Below are 16,412 nucleotides of genomic sequence, written 5' to 3' on the forward strand. Positions count from 1 at the left end.
GGCGCAGTTGGCGGGCAGGGTATCGCGAGGTTTAAGGGAGGCAGGATTGTGGCACAGTTTCATGTTGATTGCGTAGAGTCTGTCGTTGAAAACGACCAAAGTCAGTACGGTCGATTTGTTATCGAGCCTCTAGAACGTAGTCAGGGTACTACCGTAGGCAATGCACTACGGCGGGTATTGCTATCTAACTTAGAAGGCATTGCCATTACAGCCGTAAGAATTGCTGGGGCGACCCATGAGTTCTCAACCATTGTTGGGGTGCGAGAAGATGTTCTCGACATTCTTCTCAACATGAAGGAGATCGTCTTAAGGAGCTATACCAGCCAGCCTCAAATCGGTCGGCTTCTAGTTCAAGGGCCGGCTCGGGTGACTGCGGGTCACTTTGAGCTGCCGTCTGAAGTAGAAGTGGTCAACCCTGAGCAGTATGTGGCAACAGTAGCCGATGGCCATACGCTTGAGATGGAGTTTAGGGTTGAGCGAGGTCAGGGCTATCGAGCCGTATCACGGAGCAAGGACGATGCTACGGCACTGGACTTTATCCAGATCGACTCTGTGTTTATGCCCGTGAAAAAGGTCAATTACACTGTCGAAGAGGTCATAGTTTCCGGCTCCATGCAGCGTGACCAGCTAATCATGGACATCTGGACGAATGGAAGCATCACGCCTCAGCAAGCAATGAGTCAGGCTGCCGATATCCTAGTGGGTCTGTTTATGCCCCTAAAGGATGTCACCTTAGAACCTAAGTTTGACGAAGAGGTCAAGGAAGAAGACCCCAACAATCAAATTCCCATCGAGGAACTAAGGCTTTCGGTGCGAGCCTATAACTGCTTAAAGCGGGCCCAAATTAATTCTGTGGCCGACCTACTGGACTTCAGTCAAGAAGATCTCTTAGAGATCAAAAACTTTGGTCAGAAATCTGCCGAAGAGGTGATTGAGGCGCTTCAAGAGCGCTTGGATATCACCCTCCCCCTTGAGAAGGCCTCTAAGACAGCCTAATCCCAGGGTTTGCTTAGAACTAAATAGCCTAATACGCTGAGCTGTTCTATTTTTTCCTTGGTTACTTGTTCTTTAATTTTGTTGTTCATCTGGGTTCAGCACCATGCGTCACCAGTGCCGCGTTCATCAACTTGGGAAGCCAGCAGACCAGCGTAAAGCTCTGTTGCGTTCCCTGACCACAGAGCTAATTCGCCACGGTCGAATTACCACGACTAAAGCTCGGGCTAGAGCCGTGCGTGAAGAAGCCGATCGCATGATTACCCTAGCCAAAGATGGTTCTCTACCGGCCCGTCGGCAGGCTATGGGTTACATCTACGATAAACAGTTAGTACATGCTCTGTTTAGCCAAGCAAGCGAGCGCTACGGCAGTCGCAATGGTGGTTACACCCGCGTCGTCAAAACAGTTCGTCGCCGGGGCGATAACTCTGAGATGGCCATCATCGAGTTGACCTAATCCTTCTAGCGTAGCGTTCCTGTTGATAGCCCTTAGCCCGCATTGATGGATAAGTTGTCCCCCATACAGCGCAGTCTGGAAAACCAGCCCGCAGAGTTTGCTCAGTCAACTCAGCGGGTGGCTCTGGTGGTGCAGTATGTGGGCACACATCTCCACGGCTGGCAATGGCAGCCCAACGCCCGTACGGTGCAGGGCGAAATTGAAGCAGCCGTGCGTTCAGTTTTGGGCTATGAGGTGCGTCTCAGTGGTGCAGGACGAACCGATACAGGTGTCCATGCGGCGGCTCAGGTGGCTCATTTTGTTGCACCTAGCTTTATCCCAGCACACCGCTGGGCCGATGTGCTCAATGCTCGACTGCCAGAGGATATTCTAATTCGGGCTTCGGCGGCGGTGGCTGACACTTGGCATGCTCAATTTTCAGCTTGCTGGCGGCGCTACCGCTATACCCTATACACTGGACAGCGGCCAAATTTGTTTGTGCGTCCTTTTGTCTGGCACTATTACCATCAATATTTGGACCAGGGAAAAATTCAGGTGGCTCTCGACGCCATGGTGGGCCATCATGATATGACGGCCTTTCACCGGGCGCGCTCAGGCAAAAGCCATTCCTGGGTAGACCTACAAGTAGCTGAGTGTCACCGCCAAGACACTTTCCTCACCGTTGAGCTTCAGGCCAAGGGTTTTTTGTACGGCATGGTGCGGCTAATTATGGGCCTGGTGGTGAAGGTAGGTAGTGGCGAACTGACACCGACACAGTTTGGTGAGCTGTGGCAGCAACGCCAGCGTCAGCAGGTCAAATATGCGGCCCCTGCCCAAGGGTTGTGTCTGCTTCGGGTTGGCTACGACGACCATCCCTTCGCTCAGGAGGTGTGGTTTGATACTCAGCCCCACTTTTTCTGGGGTTCGGCGGTAGCCTAAAGTTTGTCCAGTTTTGTTCGGCTCGTTTGTTTTATTTAGTGTGGTTTACTCAAGAAAGGCAGCTCAAGCGCTATGACTACTAAGACCTACATTCCCCCCACCGATTCTATTCAGAGGCAGTGGCACGTAATCGACGCTGAAGGTCAGCGCCTGGGACGGTTGGCAACCGAAATCGCCACAATTCTGCGCGGCAAAAACAAGCCGACCTTCACGCCTCACATGGACACTGGCGATTTTGTTGTCGTGGTGAACGCTGAAAAAGTGGTAGTCACGGGTCGTAAGTCCAGCATGAAGCTCTATCGGCGCCACTCAGGACGTCCTGGGGGCATGAAGGTTGAGACCTTTGACAAGCTCCAAGCTCGTATTCCTGCGCGAATTCTTGAGCAGGCTGTGAAGGGTATGCTGCCGAAGAATTCTTTGGGTCGCAAGCAGTTCACTAAGCTTAAGGTGTATGCCGGGCCAGAGCATCCTCATCAGGCTCAAAATCCTGTAATTCACGCTGTAAATACTATTCCTGGAGAAGCTAAATAATGCAGGCTACCGATCAATCTGAACGGGCTGTGTACTGGGGTACCGGTCGCCGCAAGACCTCCATCGCGCGAGTACGTCTAGTGCCTGGAAGTGGTCAGCTGGTAATCAACAAGCGCCCTGGTGACGATTACCTACAGTTCAACCCAGCTTATCTCAACGCTACCAAGGCGCCTCTCGAGGTGCTGGGTTTGGAGAACGCCTATGATGTTTTAGTTAACGTCAAGGGTGGTGGCCTAACAGGTCAGGCTGATGCAATTCGGCTCGGTGTGGCCCGAGCACTGTGTGAGCTTGACCCCGAAAACCGCAAGCCTCTCAAAGTAGAAGGGTATTTAACTCGCGATCCCCGTGCTAAGGAGCGCCGCAAGTACGGTCTGAAGAAAGCCCGTAAGGCGCCTCAGTTCTCCAAGCGCTAGATTGAAGTTAGTGATTTGGACATGGTTTGGCAAAGCTCAATTTTGAGCTTTTGCCATTACCACTAAATCCTTGCTCCTATCTCTGCTAAGTCTGTCTCACTCTATTGACGTTGTTTTAAACCCTGTCATGGCAAAGTCTGATATTCATCCCACTTGGTATCCCGAGGCCAAGGTCTTCTGCGACGGTAAAGAGATTATGACCGTGGGCTCTACTAAGCCTGAGCTGCACGTAGACGTATGGTCTGGGAATCACCCTTTCTATACCGGTACCCAGAAAATTATTGACACTGAAGGCCGCGTTGAGCGCTTTCTGCGTAAGTATGGTATGGCCGACACATCGGCTACTACCACCGACGACGCTGCCGACAAAGCTTAGTCTGCTGTGCTGTAGTAATAGGGCAAAGCATTCTGGCTAGACGGCGGACAAAAGGGGACTATGGCTGAGGCGTACTTAATCGAAAAACTCAACTCTGTGGAACAGACGTTTCAAGAGCTGACGCGGAGAATGGCTGACCCAGATGTAGCCAAGGACCCGGATGAGTTTCAGCGTATTGCCAAGTCTAGATCTTCCTTGGAGGAAACGGTTGCAACCTACGCTGAGTGGAAATCCACCGGCGAGGAATTGGCTGATGCGCGCGAAATCTACAAGGAAGCTAACAGCGACCCTGAGATGAAAGCGATGGCAGGTCTAGAGGTTGAGGCTCTAGATGCGAAGCTAGCGGAGCTAGAAGCTCGACTCAAGGTGCTACTGCTGCCACGCGATCCCAACGATGACAAGAACATTATGTTGGAGATTCGTGCGGGTACCGGCGGCGATGAGGCTAGTATCTGGGCCGGCGATTTGGTGCGCCTCTATTCTCGCTATGCCGAAACGCAGGGCTGGCGTGTGAAGCTGCTCAGCGAGTCGGCCGCCGATATGGGCGGGTTTAAGGAAGCAATTTTAGAGATTGCGGGCGATCGCGTCTACAGCCAGCTCAAGTTTGAGGCGGGGGTTCACCGCGTTCAGCGGGTGCCGGTCACCGAGGCGGGCGGGCGGGTGCACACGTCTACGGCCACTGTGGCAATTATGCCTGAGGTGGACGAGGTAGAAGTGCAGATTGATCCCAAGGATATTGAGCTCACCACGGCGCGATCGGGCGGGGCTGGCGGTCAGAACGTCAACAAAGTAGAAACGGCGGTCGATCTGATTCACAAGCCTACGGGCATTCGAGTGTTTTGCACCGAAGAGCGCTCACAGCTCAAAAACCGTGAGCGAGCCATGCAGATTCTGCGGGCTAAGCTCTTTGACATAAAGATGCGAGAGCAGCAGGAGGCCGTATCTTCGATGCGAAAGTCGCAGGTAGGCAGCGGAGCGCGATCGGAGAAAATTCGCACCTACAACTACAAAGACAATCGGGTGACCGACCATCGCCTCAACCAAAACTTTACCCTCACCCCGGTTTTAGAAGGGGATATTGAAGATTTGATTCAGTCATGCGTTAGCCGAGACCAGCAGGAACGATTAGAGGAACTGGCGGCTGAGTCATCCGCAGTCTAGGGATTTGTTAGGTTACGGACAGCCAGATTGCTAACAAAAGTTTTTTGGCCGAAATCAAACTTTCAAAATCGAAAATCGGGACTAGGCTGAGGAAGTAGCGCTGCGGGCCGCCTAATGGCTAAGTTTCTCCATATTGCCGATATCCACCTGGGATTTGACCGCTACGACACCCCGGAGCGCACCAAGGACTTTTTTCGGGCATTGCAAACGGTATTAGAGCGCTATGCCGTTGAGGAGGAGGTGGATTTTGTGGCGATCGCGGGCGATCTCTTCGAGCACCGCAACATTAAGCCTGCTACCCTCAACCAGGCCCAGGTTTGCCTCCAAACGCTGAAGGATGCCAACATTCCAGTGGTGGCTATTGAGGGCAACCACGACAACCGCCCCTATGGCACTCGCACTAGCTGGCTTAAGTATCTCTCTGAGTGGAATCTGCTCAAGCTGCTGGAGCCCAACGACGGGGCGAATGTCAAAGAGCGGCTCCCCCCGTGGGACGACAGTACCCGCTCCGGCGGCTATATTGACCTACCCTGCGGCGTGCGGGTGATCGGATCGAACTGGTATGGGGCCACTGCCTCCCGAGCCATTGAGTTATTAGCTGACGCTATCAAAAGCCTGCCCGCCGGGCCTGATCATACAGTGTTGCTGTTTCACCACGGCCTAGAAGGGCAAATCTCTCGCTATGCTGGAGCACTGCGCTACAGCGAACTGCTGCCGCTCAAGGAGGCTGGAGTAGATTATTTGGCCTTAGGACATATCCACAAAAATTACACCGCTGAGGGCTGGGTGTTTAATCCTGGCTCCCTGGAGGCTAACAATGTCGAGGAAAGCCGCTATCCCCGAGGTGCTTATTTAGTAGAACTGTTGCCCGATCGCATCGACGCGCAGCTCAAGACGGATTACTTTCAGCGCCCCATTGAACGCGTAGAGCTAGTAGCCAAGGGACAGGAAAGCCTAGACGAGCTGAACCAGATGGCCCTAGATTGCGCGATCGCCGCCGCTGCTAAACATCAGAGCAGCATCGCCCCCATTCTGGAGTTGAAAATCACTGGCCAGGTGAGTTTTGATCGGCTTGAGCTCGACACGCGCCGCTTACAGGAAGCCATTAAAGCCGCCAGTAATGCGTTGGTAGTGCTAGTTAAGTATGACGTGGAGGATGTGGCCTATCAAACTCCCCTCAACGACGGTCAAAATCGGGTTGAAATTGAGCAATCTATTTTTGAGGATATGCTCACGGCCCACCGCGACTACAAGAGCAGAGCCCCCGAACTTGCCCAAGGACTTACCGATCTCAAAGATCGCCAACTTTCTGGAGCAGACGAAATCTCACTTTACGGACTCGTCGAAACGTTGCTGGGGTTAGACCGCCAGATAGAGTGCTCCGAAGAACCGCTAGACACCACGCAAGATGCCTGAGGAGATCTACAAATTGATGGTCAGCTACCCGTTGTCAGGGTCTATCTGGCCAACTGTTAACCAACGGTCATTCACAGGAGGAAAAAACAGAATGGGAATAGTTGGTTATCCTTGAACTTCTCCTTTGCTTTTCTATCCTTAACTAGCGGCGTATGGCGCAGCCCATAGACCCCAAATCTCCAGATTCTAAGCCTGGCAATCGTTCTGGTGCCTCAGCCAAGCAGGTGTACCAGCAGGCGGTGACTGCCTTTAAGGCTCAAAGCTATGACCAAGCTCTAGCGCTGTTTCAGCGTTTGGGGCGATTGCCGCCGGGTTCTCCCTATTATCTCAAAGCTGTAATGGGTCAGGTAAGAGCACACCAGCGACTGAAGCAGGTTGACCAGGCCCGACTGAGTTGCCAAGCCCTGATCGACAGTTCTTCATCCGAAGCTCGGCAGTGGGCGCAACAAATTTTGAGCCAGCTGCCCGACAGTAGCAAGGTTGAGGCCCCTTCAGCACCCCAACAAACCGCCCCTGCTAAAGCCAATTTAAGCGGCTTTGTGCCGTTAGCAGCCCCTGCGAGTCAGAGCCCACCGTCTTCACCACCAAAATCCGCTGCTCAGACACCCATCTCCCTCCCTGCACCAGAAGAACTTGAGCAGCTAAGGTCGGAAAACGCTGATTTAGAGGTTGCTGAAGCGAGGGAAGCAGAGTCAACCTACCAATCGCTCTTTCACTTTAAGCAGCTTAACCAGCGCTCGGGTATTGATCAAAACAACAGCGATCGCCCTCCAGATGCCCCCGTCGATGCAGCAATTCCGGCGTCTGAATCGAGGGCTAAGCCAATCTCACGCTCAACGGTTACCCCACGACAGCAGCAGCTCCAAGCTCCTTTGCCGAAGTACCCACTGGAGCTGTGGTTACAGCAGGGGCTTACGGCGATCGCCCTGCTCTGGGTGATAAACTGGGCCATCCATTTTGCCCTTAGAACGGTGGATAGGCTGCTGCGATGGCACTGGTGGCCGGTACAGCTCAGCCTGCCGGGGGCCAATCAAACCTACACCGTTTGGATCATCGGTGGGCTAGTGGTACTAGCCCTGACCAGCCCGTGGATGATGGATTTTGCCCTGGCTTTTTGGCATGGCCAAAAGCCCCTATCAACGCGTCAGCTCCAAGGGTATAGCCCAGGAGCCCTGCGCCTGTTGCGCCAGGTTTGCCGCCAGCACGGTTGGCAACTACCCGAGCTGCGGGTTATTCCCGATCAGGCTCCCCTGTGCTTTAGCTATGGCTGGTTGGCGCGCAATACCCGTATCGTTGTCAGCCAAGGAATTTTAGACCGGGGGCCTGACGAAGCCATAGCGGCCCTGTACGGGTATGAGCTGGCTCGAATGGTGAATGGTAGCGGAGCAGTTCTGCCAGTGGTAGGGCTGCTACTGCTGCTGTTGCACACCGCCTACCATCGTCTAGCCCAGCTTGGAAATAGGTTAACCCAGCCTCTCCTACGCAATATCTTAGGAGTACTCTCCAGCCTCTTTTTCGGCCTGTTTTGGCTGCTACGGCAGTTGGTGCTATGGCTGTCACGGCTGTGCTGTAGCTGGGGCGATCGCCGCGCCATTGCCCTGACACAGCACCCCGACCACCTAGCGGATGGACTGCTACAGTTTACTGAGGCGATCGCAACCGACCTTGAACGGCGGGGCAGTCTCCATCCTTTGCTCACTAGCCTAGAGATTTTAATGCCCGTCAGCGGTCGCCAGGCGATTACCCCAGGCAGCCTGCTGGCAAAGGTGAGGGGTGATGGTCAAAACCTGGAGAAAGAAGATGATTCTTGTGGCGATCGCTTCGGGAATCGCGCTACCACCATCGCTAACCTGATTGCGGTCGATAGCCTCAACCCCTACCGTCAGTGGCTGCGCGTCAGTGCTTCTCACCTTCCCTTAGGGGAGCGGTTACTCGGTCTCAGCCAGCAGGCCATCCTTCGACAGCAGCCCACTATCGCTTTACCTCTGCCGTCCTCAACCTCAACCAACTTTTCCCTCCCACTGCTGCTGCTGCAAAAAGGCCCACTAGCTGGCCTCCTAATGGGAGGCGGCATAGCCATGGGGCTGTGGTTTTTAGGGGGCATCGTCAATCGGCTGAGATGGCAATGGTTAAGCTGGCTCTACCAAGACCCCAGCGTACTCATGGGAGGGCTATGGTTGGGCCTGGGCCTAGGCCTGCTGCTGCGCATCAACGCTCTGTTTCCCGATCTGGGTAGCTCGCCTCCCGCCGAACAAACCAGCACCACCGCCCCAGACACTATTGCGGATCTGCTCCACAGCAGCTCAGTCCTACCTGTGCAGGGAAAACCTGTAATCCTCCAGGGCCAGCTACGGGGTTCCGTCGGGTTAGAAAACTGGGGCTGCCAAAATTTGTACCTTGACGACGCCTCAGGGCTAGTCAAACTGGCTAACCCGATCCCCTTGGGCAGTCTTCAAGGGTTATTGAAGCAACACCCCGAGCAATGGATTGGTCAAGCTGTCACGGTTAGCGGCTGGAGTCGCTATGGCGGCGGTCTGTTGTGGGTCGACATTCATCAAGTGCAGCTCGACCCCCGGCACCGCTTTCAAGCCTATGGGCCGATTTGGGCTACGCTCTTGAGCTTAGCCATCAGCTTGATTGGAGTTTGGACGATTTTTCGAGGGGGCTAATCGCGACACGTAAAGTTGTGTTGCGAAGACGGGGCATTTAATGTTAAGTTAGTTTACAGAAACACATGCCTAGGTTCCTGGGTTGCCCATTTAGGGCTGGCTTTGGGGTTATTGGGTAATGGGTTCTCCTACTCTCAACACAGCAAATGAACCAGCCCTCGACGGCTGGTTTTTATTTAGGGACTCATTTTGGTTCACGGTTGCGCCCATCGCAAGTCAACTAACGTGTTACCGTAATAGAGAATTGTCTAGAGGGATGGAGTGCTGGCCTCTCATTACCCAAGGTATTTAGCTGACGACCTGCGCAAGTTAGGTCTTTCCTTGGGAAGATGATTAAGATAGGCATCTTTTGAGAAACTCAGGAAGTTTGATGAGTCATTTCTTTCCAGGGCGACAGTTAACATTATTCGCCTGAGGTTTAGGACTTTAGAATCATTCCCAACAGTAGATTAGAACCTAGGGGCGATCGCACTGAGGAAGAATTCGCAAAGTTGATACAGGATTTAGATTTGACGTTTTAACGCGGCTTTATTGAGCTTTTTGGAGCAGAATCTGTAATCCTGATAGAAATTGACTGCGTGAATAGGGTTGTCAAAGGCAATGGTTGACTTGCTATTCAAACTTCACGTCGCAAGTCATCGATTTCGATTTTGGCCCTTTGTTTTAGAACACCAGAGGTATCTCAAATGTCAATTCGCCTTTACGTTGGTAACCTTTCCAAAGATCTAGAGCGGCAAGAATTTGAAAATGTCTTTGCTGGCTTTACCGACGACCTAGTTTCTGTCAAGTTAATCGCCGACAAAAAAACCGGAAAATGCCGGGGCTTCGGCTTCGTAACCGTAAAAACCGACGAAAAAGCCGATGAGATTGTCGAGCAACTGAACGGCCAGATGCTAGCCGAGCTGCCGATTAAGATAGAAAAAGCGCTGCCTCGCACCAAGCCCGAGGGTGAGGGCGAGTCTCGTCCCAGTGGCGAGCCCGCCAGCAAGCGGGCAGCTAAGGGAAGCACCCGCAAGGCTGCTACTCCAGCAGCCACAGCCACGGGCAGCAGTGCGTCAGTTCAGCCAGATCCTCGCTGGGCTGGTGAACTAGAGAAGCTTAAGCAGATGCTGGCAGCTCAAACAACTTCTAGCTAAACGTTTTCAGGGAGTCACTCCCAAGCGTTATAACTAGGCCGTAGAGACGATGCTCTCTACGGCCTTTTTCCATGGGCAGTGCCCATGCTCACGCTCAGCATTGATTGATTTGAGTTTCAGCGACCTGTTTTAGGCGGCGCAGCTGGGCAGCCATGTCTCGCTGAGTTAAGCTGGCGGCAAACCATTTAAACCCAGCCTGGACAACGGGGTTAGGAATCTCAAACTCAAACTGATTTAGCAGCCGCGTTCCTGCCGGTTCGGGAGTACATTCCCAGCGATCGCGACCGTTAAAAAAGCCAGCGAACGCCCACACAATCAGCCCTGGCTGACGCTCAACCACCGTACTCACCAGCGCAGGCTGCCACAGCGGCACCTGAATCACAAACCGGCTTTTAGCCCCCAGCTCGGTGCTCCAGTCGCCGATCGGGTCGCAGCGCAGGGCCGGGTTGAGCCAGCGGTGCATCAGGTCTTGGCGGGTCAAACACTGCTCTACCTGGCTGGCGCTAGCGCTGATGGAAATGCTGTGTTCAAAGCTATAGCGAGTAGACATCTTGACGGAGTCCTGAGAGAATCAGCCCGAGTGTAGGTACCAAAATCCTCAAAAACTTGTATTTTTGGGGAGTTTCTATCGTACCTGCCCTGGGCGGTCTCGTTTTTACGCTGAAGCGCTGGTTCATGGGATGACATGATCAAGTGATCAGTTTATCTGCCTGTAGTGAATGCCAACAGTCGAGATCGCGCAATGGCCCCCTGCACGGTGCTCTCTCAGGATGCTCCCAACTACAAGGATCATGATTGATTTTTTATCGTTAACGCTGCTCCAGGTAACTGAGTCTGGAGCCCAATCTGCCAACTCTGAACAACTGACTGTGGATTCTCCCAGCCGCTTTGTGCAGGAGGCTTCTGCGCAATTGGGACGATTTTTGCCCAGTTTAATTGGGGCGATCGCGTTGCTGCTGTTGGGCTGGCTTGTGGCCACGGTGGTGGCTTGGTTGGTGCGCAATTTACTGCAGCGCACCAACCTAGATGACCGCATCGCCAACTGGGCGCTGGGTCGCCCGTCAGATCAGCCCATACCCGTTGAGAAGTGGGTATCGACCCTGGTGTACTGGGTCATTTTTCTGTTCGCCATTGTGGCGTCGCTCAATGCCCTCAACCTGGCTGGAGTATCGGCTCCGCTCAACAACTTTCTCGACCAGATCTTTCTCTACCTGCCCCGCATCGGCGGCGCGCTGCTGCTAGGGGCGGTGGCCTGGCTGGTGGCGACTCTGGTGCGATCGCTCGTTGTCAACGGCCTGGGTCGCTTTAACCTCGATGATCGCCTGGCCCAGCAGACCGGCCTAGACCAGGGCAGTTCCCCGGTCGTGCTGAATGAAACCATCGGCAACGTGCTGTACTGGTTCATTCTGCTGCTGTTTATTCCGTTGATTTTGAGCGCCCTGCAGCTGCCTGGGCTGCTGGCTCCGGTAGAAGGGCTAATTAATTCTTTCCTCCAGGCCATTCCCCGCATTGTCACCGCCGGAATTGTTCTAGCCATTGGCTGGGTGATTGCTCGGATTGTGCGCGGTGTGGTGACCAATCTGCTCATGGCCACCGGGGTCGACCAGCTCGGTCGCCGTCTGGGTCTGCAAAGCGGCACGTCGGGAAGCGTTTCCCTCTCCAGTCTGGCTGGCACCTTAGCCTACGTGCTGGTGCTCATCCCCGCTGTGGTAGCCGCCCTCAACGAGCTTGATATCGAGGCCATTTCGGCTCCCGCCATTGGGATGCTAGAGCAGATTTTGACCGCAATTCCCCAAGTCATTATGGCGGGGGTTGTGATCGCTGCGGCCTACTTTGTCGGGCGCTTTGTGGGCGACCTGGTTACGAGCTTGCTCCGGGGAGCTGGCTTTGACAACATTTTGGGCGTTTTGGGGCTGCCAGACTTAAACCTGGCCACAGGGGCCACGGTACAACCTGGGCTTGATGCCGAAGGCCGTCCCATGACTACGGTGCAGACTCCAAGCCGTACCCCCTCAGAGATCGTTGGCATTATCACCCTGGTAGCGATCGTACTGTTTGGGGCCGTGACCGCCACCGAAATTCTCAATTTCGCCGGTCTAACCGAGATTGTGCGGGCGATTCTGCGCATTGGGGCAAAGGTGCTCAGTGGCGTAGTGGTGTTTGCGGTAGGCCTCTACCTGGCCAATCTGGCCTTTCGCCTGGTCAACGCCATGGGCACCGGACAGGCCAGGGTACTGGCCCAAGCGGCTCGCATCGCCATCTTAATCTTTGTGGGAGCCATGGCCCTACAACAGATGGGCGTGGCTCCCGACATTGTCAACCTGGCCTTTGGACTCTTGCTGGGGGCGATCGCAGTAGCGATCGCGATCGCCTTTGGGCTAGGGGGGCGCGACGTTGCCGCCGACCAACTGCGGGAGTGGCTATCCGCCTTTAAACAACGCCAATAATTTTCATACCGGCCACCACCAATACCGCCAGTTTAGGCCGAGGGGTTGACCTCCCCGGCCTATTGGCACGTTAGTATGATCAACTCAGCCTTAACAAACCCGCCTGGGGGACTGTAACCTAGAGCCAGCGGCCTCTATAAACAGTAAAGACCTAGCTCAATGCCTAAGTCTAAAGGACAGATAGCAGAGCCAGGAAAACCCAAAATTGGGTAACCGGGAGTCACTTTCAGGGGAGTCTTAAACCATGGCCACGGCAGAGCGTCGCAGTGGGAAACCAGCTGCCAATCTCAGCGACCCTCAGTACTACATTAGCCGTGAGCTGAGCTGGATAGAGTTTAATCGGCGGGTGCTCCACGAAGCCCTAGACGAGCGCACGCCGCTGCTAGAAGCGCTGAAATTTTTAGCGATTTTTAGCAACAACCTAGACGAATACTTTATGGTGCGGGTGGCGGCGCTCAAGCAGCGGATCGAGGCCCAAGTTACCCGGCGATCGCCCGATGGGCGATCGCCCCAGGCACACCTCGACGATGTCAGCGCCGCCCTGCGCCCTATTGTCGAGCAGCAGCACCAGATCTTCAGCACTGACCTCAGACAGCAGATGGCCGACCAGGGCATCTGGCTGCTCACCTACGACGAAATGACAGCGGCTCAGCAAACCTACTGCCGCAACTACTTTGAAGAGCAAATTTTTCCAGTCTTAACACCCCTAGCCGTCGATCCAGGCCATCCCTTCCCCTACATTTCAAATCTCAGCTTGAACCTAGCAGTCGTGGTGCAAGACCCCCATACCCAGCAGCCCCACTTTGCCCGGGTTAAAGTTCCTCGGGTGCTCCCTCGGTTCATTTCTCTAACAGAAACCCAGGGAGAAGTACCAGATAGCCAAACCTATCGCTGGCTAGGGGTGCCCCTCGAACAGGTGATTGCCGCTAATCTGTCCGCGCTTTTCCCGGGCATGGTAGTGCAGGGACACTACTGCTTTCGCATTACCCGCGACGCCGATCTGGCCGTCGAAGAAGACGAAGCCGACGACCTGATGCTGGCGATCGAGCAAGAGCTGCGTAAGCGTCGCGTGGGCGGGTCAGCGGTACGCATGGAAATTCAGCGGGCCACCCCAGGCCCAGTGCGAGCCATGCTGATAGAAGAACTGGGCCTGGCCGAAACCGATGTGTACGACATTGACGGGTTACTCGGGCTAGGAGACCTAATGACCTTCATGGCCCTCCCCCTACCTGACCTCAAAGCCCCTAGATGGTCAGCCGCCGTGCCTCCTGCTCTAAAACGCCTTAGCCCGCCGGGGGTAGAGGACGACGACACGACCCTAGAGACCGCCGAAGATCTGTTCTCGCTGCTGCGGCAACAGGAGCAGCTGTTGCACCACCCATACCACTCGTTCTCAGCGACAGTGCAGCGATTTATTACGCAGGCAGCCCACGATCCCCAGGTGCTGGCCATCAAAATGACGCTGTACCGAACTTCTGGCGACTCGCCCATTGTCAGCTCCCTGATCTCAGCCGCCGAAAACGGCAAACAGGTAACGGTTTTAGTCGAGATCAAGGCCCGCTTTGATGAAGAAAACAACATCAACTGGGCCCGCAAGCTTGAACAGTCAGGGGTACATGTCGTCTATGGCCTAGTCGGCCTTAAGACCCATTGCAAAGTCACGCTAGTGGTGCGCCGTGAGGGTCAGCACATCCGTCGGTATTATCACATCGGCACAGGTAACTACAATCCCAAAACCGCCAGAGTCTACACTGACCTCGGCTTACTCAGTGCCCGAGACGATGTCGGAGCCGATATTTCTGATCTATTCAACTATCTGACCGGCTACTCTCGTCAGCAGGTCTACCGGCAGCTGCTCGTTGCCCCCCTGACCCTGCGCCAGCGACTGGTGAGCCTGATCGAGCATGAAATAGCCTGCCAAAAAAAGGGAAAGGGGGGGCGCATCATCATCAAGCTCAATTCTTTGGTAGACCCAGATTTAATTGCGCTACTCTATCGAGCGTCCCAAGCGGGCGTCTCCATCGATTTAATTGTGCGGGGCATCTGCTGCCTGCGCCCTGGGGTGCCGGGGGTAAGCGACAAAATTCGCGTCATTAGCATTGTGGGGCAGTTCCTAGAGCACTCCCGGGTTGTGTATTTTCAGCAGGGGGGAGAGGAGGTTGTGCTCCTGGGCAGCGCTGACTGGATGCCGCGCAACCTCAATCGCCGAGTGGAAGTGATGGTGCCCGTGATCGACCCAGCGTTGCAAGCAGAACTCAAGGCTATGCTCAACCTATGCCTAGAAGACAACCGGCAAGCTTGGGACTTGGCCACCGACGGCAGCTACCGCCAGCGCCGCCCTGAAGAAGGCGAGGAGATTTGCAGTGTTCAGGAGCAGCTAATGGCCAGCGCTGGCAAACTCCTAGCGGGGTGAACGGCTCCAGCGAAACATGAGCACCCCCAACCCTGACAACAGCGTGAGCCCCAGCAGCCCGGCCAGGGGATTACCGCCTAGGCCAGTCACCCACGCAGGGACAACTTCCGTGGGCTGAAGCAGGTTGCCCACCTCAAGCATGTAATAGCCCCACACCAGCCCAGCGTGGAGGCCGACCGGATGGCCCAGCCCGGTTTTGTTGAGCCCTACTGGTATCCGGCGAGCCCAGCCCAGCACGAGACCTAGCAGCAATAGCCCTGCGAACTGAGGCAGCAGGGCCAGAATCGCATCGAGGGGCTTGATAAAATGGGCGATCGCAAAAATTAGGCTAGTTGCCCCTAAAGCCGCCTCTGGCGACCAACCCTGCCCCAGCTCTCGCAGCAGCCAGCCCCGAAACAACACCTCCTCTGAGCAGCCAACAGCAGTAGCTGCCAGCGCCCCAACCAAAGCCGTTTGCAGCAAACTGATACCTCGCGCACCGCCCAAGTCCAGCACGGCCCAGCCTAATGTTAGCTGCGCGATCGCCAGCACCACCAGACTCACAGCACCAATCAGAGCACCGATTGCCATACCCCGGCTCAATTCCCGGCGGCCAGAAAATCCGATCTGGGCCCAAGGCTGCGTTTCAGCCCGCACTTCTCGTTCCCAGCGGGGCAGCACCAGCAAAAAGACAACGTACAGCAGTGCCGTTGGCAACAAATCGCCCCCGGGCAGCAACCCACGTCCAGCCAAGCCATACAGCGGCAGAGCAAAGGGCAACCAAAGCACCACCACAATGAGCAAAAAGACGACCACCCGTACCAGCGGTGGACAGCTAGCTAGCTTAGCCCAAGGAAACTTAACCCCAGATGATTTATTCATCTGGCTCGATAGTGCTAGTCAACCCCAGATTGCACAGACCCTCACTGTAAAACTCAGCAGGTTCAAGGGCACAGGTAATCACTAGGGCTACCCCAGCGGTGTGGGCCTGCATCATAATGTCAACCGCCTGAGGCATCGTCAGACTAGGTACCACCTTTAACAGTGATTCCACCACGTGCTCCATTGAGTTGAAGGCATCGTTGTGAAGTAGCACTCGGTAGCGGGGCGCAGGCTTGCGCACTGTAGATGTCGTAGTCCGCTCGATGGTTTCAACTGACACAGCAATACCTCCTAACGAAGCTCCAAGGCAAAGATTTCCAAGAACCTCTAGGCCCAGGTCAACGTTCCCATCATAAAACTTCACGATGGTTTTAGCATGACACTAGGGATAGGCTTGAAAAATCTCGACCCGATCTGACCCATTTCAGAGCCTTTAGGACTTGATGCAGCCGTTATCTGACCATTTAGACTAGTAATAGGGGATCAGGTCACTAGCTCGACCATCCAGCCTGTTTATAGAGTCCAGCCAGGCCAGTGAGTCTAGGTGAGGACGACCCCCAAATACCAGGATTCAAGCCTATCAAGTGGTTTTCTGATTTTCGCGCTTCTATTTTTTGGCTT

General features: G+C 54.7%; 15 protein-coding genes. 12 read left to right on the forward strand and 3 right to left on the reverse strand.

Annotated elements, in window-relative coordinates:
* Positions 1-48 precede the first annotated feature (48 nt).
* The 10 genes from H6G07_RS09735 to H6G07_RS09780 all read left to right on the forward strand — a co-directional run bounded on the left by H6G07_RS09735 (position 49) and on the right by H6G07_RS09780 (position 10,070).
* Positions 49-996, forward strand: coding sequence for a DNA-directed RNA polymerase subunit alpha (locus H6G07_RS09735; protein ID WP_073609639.1), 948 nt, complete (start codon positions 49-51; stop codon positions 994-996).
* A 103-nt stretch (positions 997-1,099) separates the two neighbouring features.
* On the forward strand, positions 1,100-1,450 hold the full coding sequence (rplQ, locus tag H6G07_RS09740; protein WP_073609640.1) for a 50S ribosomal protein L17: 351 nt from the start codon (positions 1,100-1,102) through the stop codon (positions 1,448-1,450).
* Between the two features lie 45 nt (positions 1,451-1,495).
* Positions 1,496-2,368: a tRNA pseudouridine(38-40) synthase TruA gene (truA, locus tag H6G07_RS09745; RefSeq protein ID WP_084173332.1), complete on the forward strand. Its 873-nt coding sequence runs from the start codon at positions 1,496-1,498 to the stop codon at positions 2,366-2,368.
* Positions 2,369-2,440: 72 nt separating this feature from the next.
* The gene (gene rplM, locus H6G07_RS09750) at positions 2,441-2,899 is read left to right on the forward strand and encodes a 50S ribosomal protein L13 (protein WP_073609641.1); all 459 of its coding nucleotides are present in this window, start codon (positions 2,441-2,443) and stop codon (positions 2,897-2,899) included.
* On the forward strand, positions 2,899-3,312 hold the full coding sequence (gene rpsI, locus H6G07_RS09755; protein ID WP_073609642.1) for a 30S ribosomal protein S9: 414 nt from the start codon (positions 2,899-2,901) through the stop codon (positions 3,310-3,312). Before rplM ends, rpsI begins: the two co-directional genes overlap by 1 nt.
* Positions 3,313-3,439: 127 nt before the next feature.
* Entirely contained in the window at positions 3,440-3,688 is a 249-nt protein-coding gene (rpmE, locus tag H6G07_RS09760) for a 50S ribosomal protein L31 (RefSeq protein ID WP_073609643.1), read from the forward strand.
* Between the two features lie 60 nt (positions 3,689-3,748).
* Positions 3,749-4,849: a peptide chain release factor 1 gene (prfA, locus tag H6G07_RS09765; RefSeq protein WP_073609644.1), complete on the forward strand. Its 1,101-nt coding sequence runs from the start codon at positions 3,749-3,751 to the stop codon at positions 4,847-4,849.
* A 114-nt stretch (positions 4,850-4,963) separates the two neighbouring features.
* Entirely contained in the window at positions 4,964-6,265 is a 1,302-nt protein-coding gene (locus tag H6G07_RS09770) for a metallophosphoesterase family protein (protein ID WP_073609645.1), read from the forward strand.
* 152 nt (positions 6,266-6,417) lie between these two features.
* Positions 6,418-8,934, forward strand: coding sequence for a M48 family metalloprotease (locus H6G07_RS09775; protein ID WP_073609646.1), 2,517 nt, complete (start codon positions 6,418-6,420; stop codon positions 8,932-8,934).
* A gap of 686 nt (positions 8,935-9,620) precedes the next feature.
* Complete coding sequence (locus H6G07_RS09780) at positions 9,621-10,070, forward strand: RNA recognition motif domain-containing protein (protein WP_073609647.1); 450 nt, start codon at positions 9,621-9,623, stop codon at positions 10,068-10,070.
* A gap of 94 nt (positions 10,071-10,164) precedes the next feature.
* On the opposite strand, the gene H6G07_RS09785 is transcribed toward H6G07_RS09780, so the two are convergent.
* A complete protein-coding gene (locus H6G07_RS09785) occupies positions 10,165-10,620 on the reverse strand; it encodes an SRPBCC family protein (RefSeq protein ID WP_073609648.1) in 456 nt (151 codons plus the stop codon).
* Positions 10,621-10,861: 241 nt separating this feature from the next.
* On the opposite strand from H6G07_RS09785, the gene H6G07_RS09790 reads away from it, so the two are divergent.
* On the forward strand, positions 10,862-12,517 hold the full coding sequence (locus H6G07_RS09790; RefSeq protein ID WP_073609649.1) for a mechanosensitive ion channel: 1,656 nt from the start codon (positions 10,862-10,864) through the stop codon (positions 12,515-12,517).
* A 244-nt stretch (positions 12,518-12,761) separates the two neighbouring features.
* Positions 12,762-14,930, forward strand: a complete 2,169-nt coding sequence (gene ppk1, locus H6G07_RS09795; protein ID WP_073609650.1) for a polyphosphate kinase 1 — start codon at positions 12,762-12,764, stop codon at positions 14,928-14,930.
* Here ppk1 and H6G07_RS09800 read toward each other — a convergent pair.
* Together H6G07_RS09800 and clpS are read right to left on the reverse strand one after the other, a co-directional pair.
* On the reverse strand, positions 14,919-15,791 hold the full coding sequence (locus tag H6G07_RS09800) for a CPBP family intramembrane glutamic endopeptidase (RefSeq protein ID WP_073609651.1): 873 nt from the start codon (positions 15,789-15,791) through the stop codon (positions 14,919-14,921). The genes ppk1 and H6G07_RS09800 overlap by 12 nt on opposite strands.
* Entirely contained in the window at positions 15,784-16,071 is a 288-nt protein-coding gene (gene clpS, locus H6G07_RS09805; protein ID WP_073609652.1) for an ATP-dependent Clp protease adapter ClpS, read from the reverse strand. Before clpS ends, H6G07_RS09800 begins: the two co-directional genes overlap by 8 nt.
* Positions 16,072-16,412: the final 341 nt, after the last annotated feature.

The organism is Phormidium tenue FACHB-1052 (assembly GCF_014696675.1).
Classification (GTDB): domain Bacteria; phylum Cyanobacteriota; class Cyanobacteriia; order Phormidesmidales; family Phormidesmidaceae; genus Nodosilinea; species Nodosilinea tenuis_A.

Excerpts from the sequence above, each read along its gene's own strand:
- rplQ (WP_073609640.1), top strand. The coding sequence starts at position 1,100 with ATGCGTCACCAGTGCCGCGTTCATCAACTTGGGAAGCCAGCAGACCAG.
- truA (WP_084173332.1), top strand. The coding sequence starts at position 1,496 with ATGGATAAGTTGTCCCCCATACAGCGCAGTCTGGAAAACCAGCCCGCA.
- rplM (WP_073609641.1), top strand. The coding sequence starts at position 2,441 with ATGACTACTAAGACCTACATTCCCCCCACCGATTCTATTCAGAGGCAG.
- rpsI (WP_073609642.1), top strand. The coding sequence starts at position 2,899 with ATGCAGGCTACCGATCAATCTGAACGGGCTGTGTACTGGGGTACCGGT.
- rpmE (WP_073609643.1), top strand. The coding sequence starts at position 3,440 with ATGGCAAAGTCTGATATTCATCCCACTTGGTATCCCGAGGCCAAGGTC.
- prfA (WP_073609644.1), top strand. The coding sequence starts at position 3,749 with ATGGCTGAGGCGTACTTAATCGAAAAACTCAACTCTGTGGAACAGACG.
- H6G07_RS09770 (WP_073609645.1), top strand. The coding sequence starts at position 4,964 with ATGGCTAAGTTTCTCCATATTGCCGATATCCACCTGGGATTTGACCGC.
- H6G07_RS09775 (WP_073609646.1), top strand. The coding sequence starts at position 6,418 with ATGGCGCAGCCCATAGACCCCAAATCTCCAGATTCTAAGCCTGGCAAT.
- H6G07_RS09780 (WP_073609647.1), top strand. The coding sequence starts at position 9,621 with ATGTCAATTCGCCTTTACGTTGGTAACCTTTCCAAAGATCTAGAGCGG.
- H6G07_RS09785 (WP_073609648.1), bottom strand. The coding sequence starts at position 10,620 with ATGTCTACTCGCTATAGCTTTGAACACAGCATTTCCATCAGCGCTAGC.
- H6G07_RS09790 (WP_073609649.1), top strand. The coding sequence starts at position 10,862 with ATGATTGATTTTTTATCGTTAACGCTGCTCCAGGTAACTGAGTCTGGA.
- ppk1 (WP_073609650.1), top strand. The coding sequence starts at position 12,762 with ATGGCCACGGCAGAGCGTCGCAGTGGGAAACCAGCTGCCAATCTCAGC.
- H6G07_RS09800 (WP_073609651.1), bottom strand. The coding sequence starts at position 15,791 with ATGAATAAATCATCTGGGGTTAAGTTTCCTTGGGCTAAGCTAGCTAGC.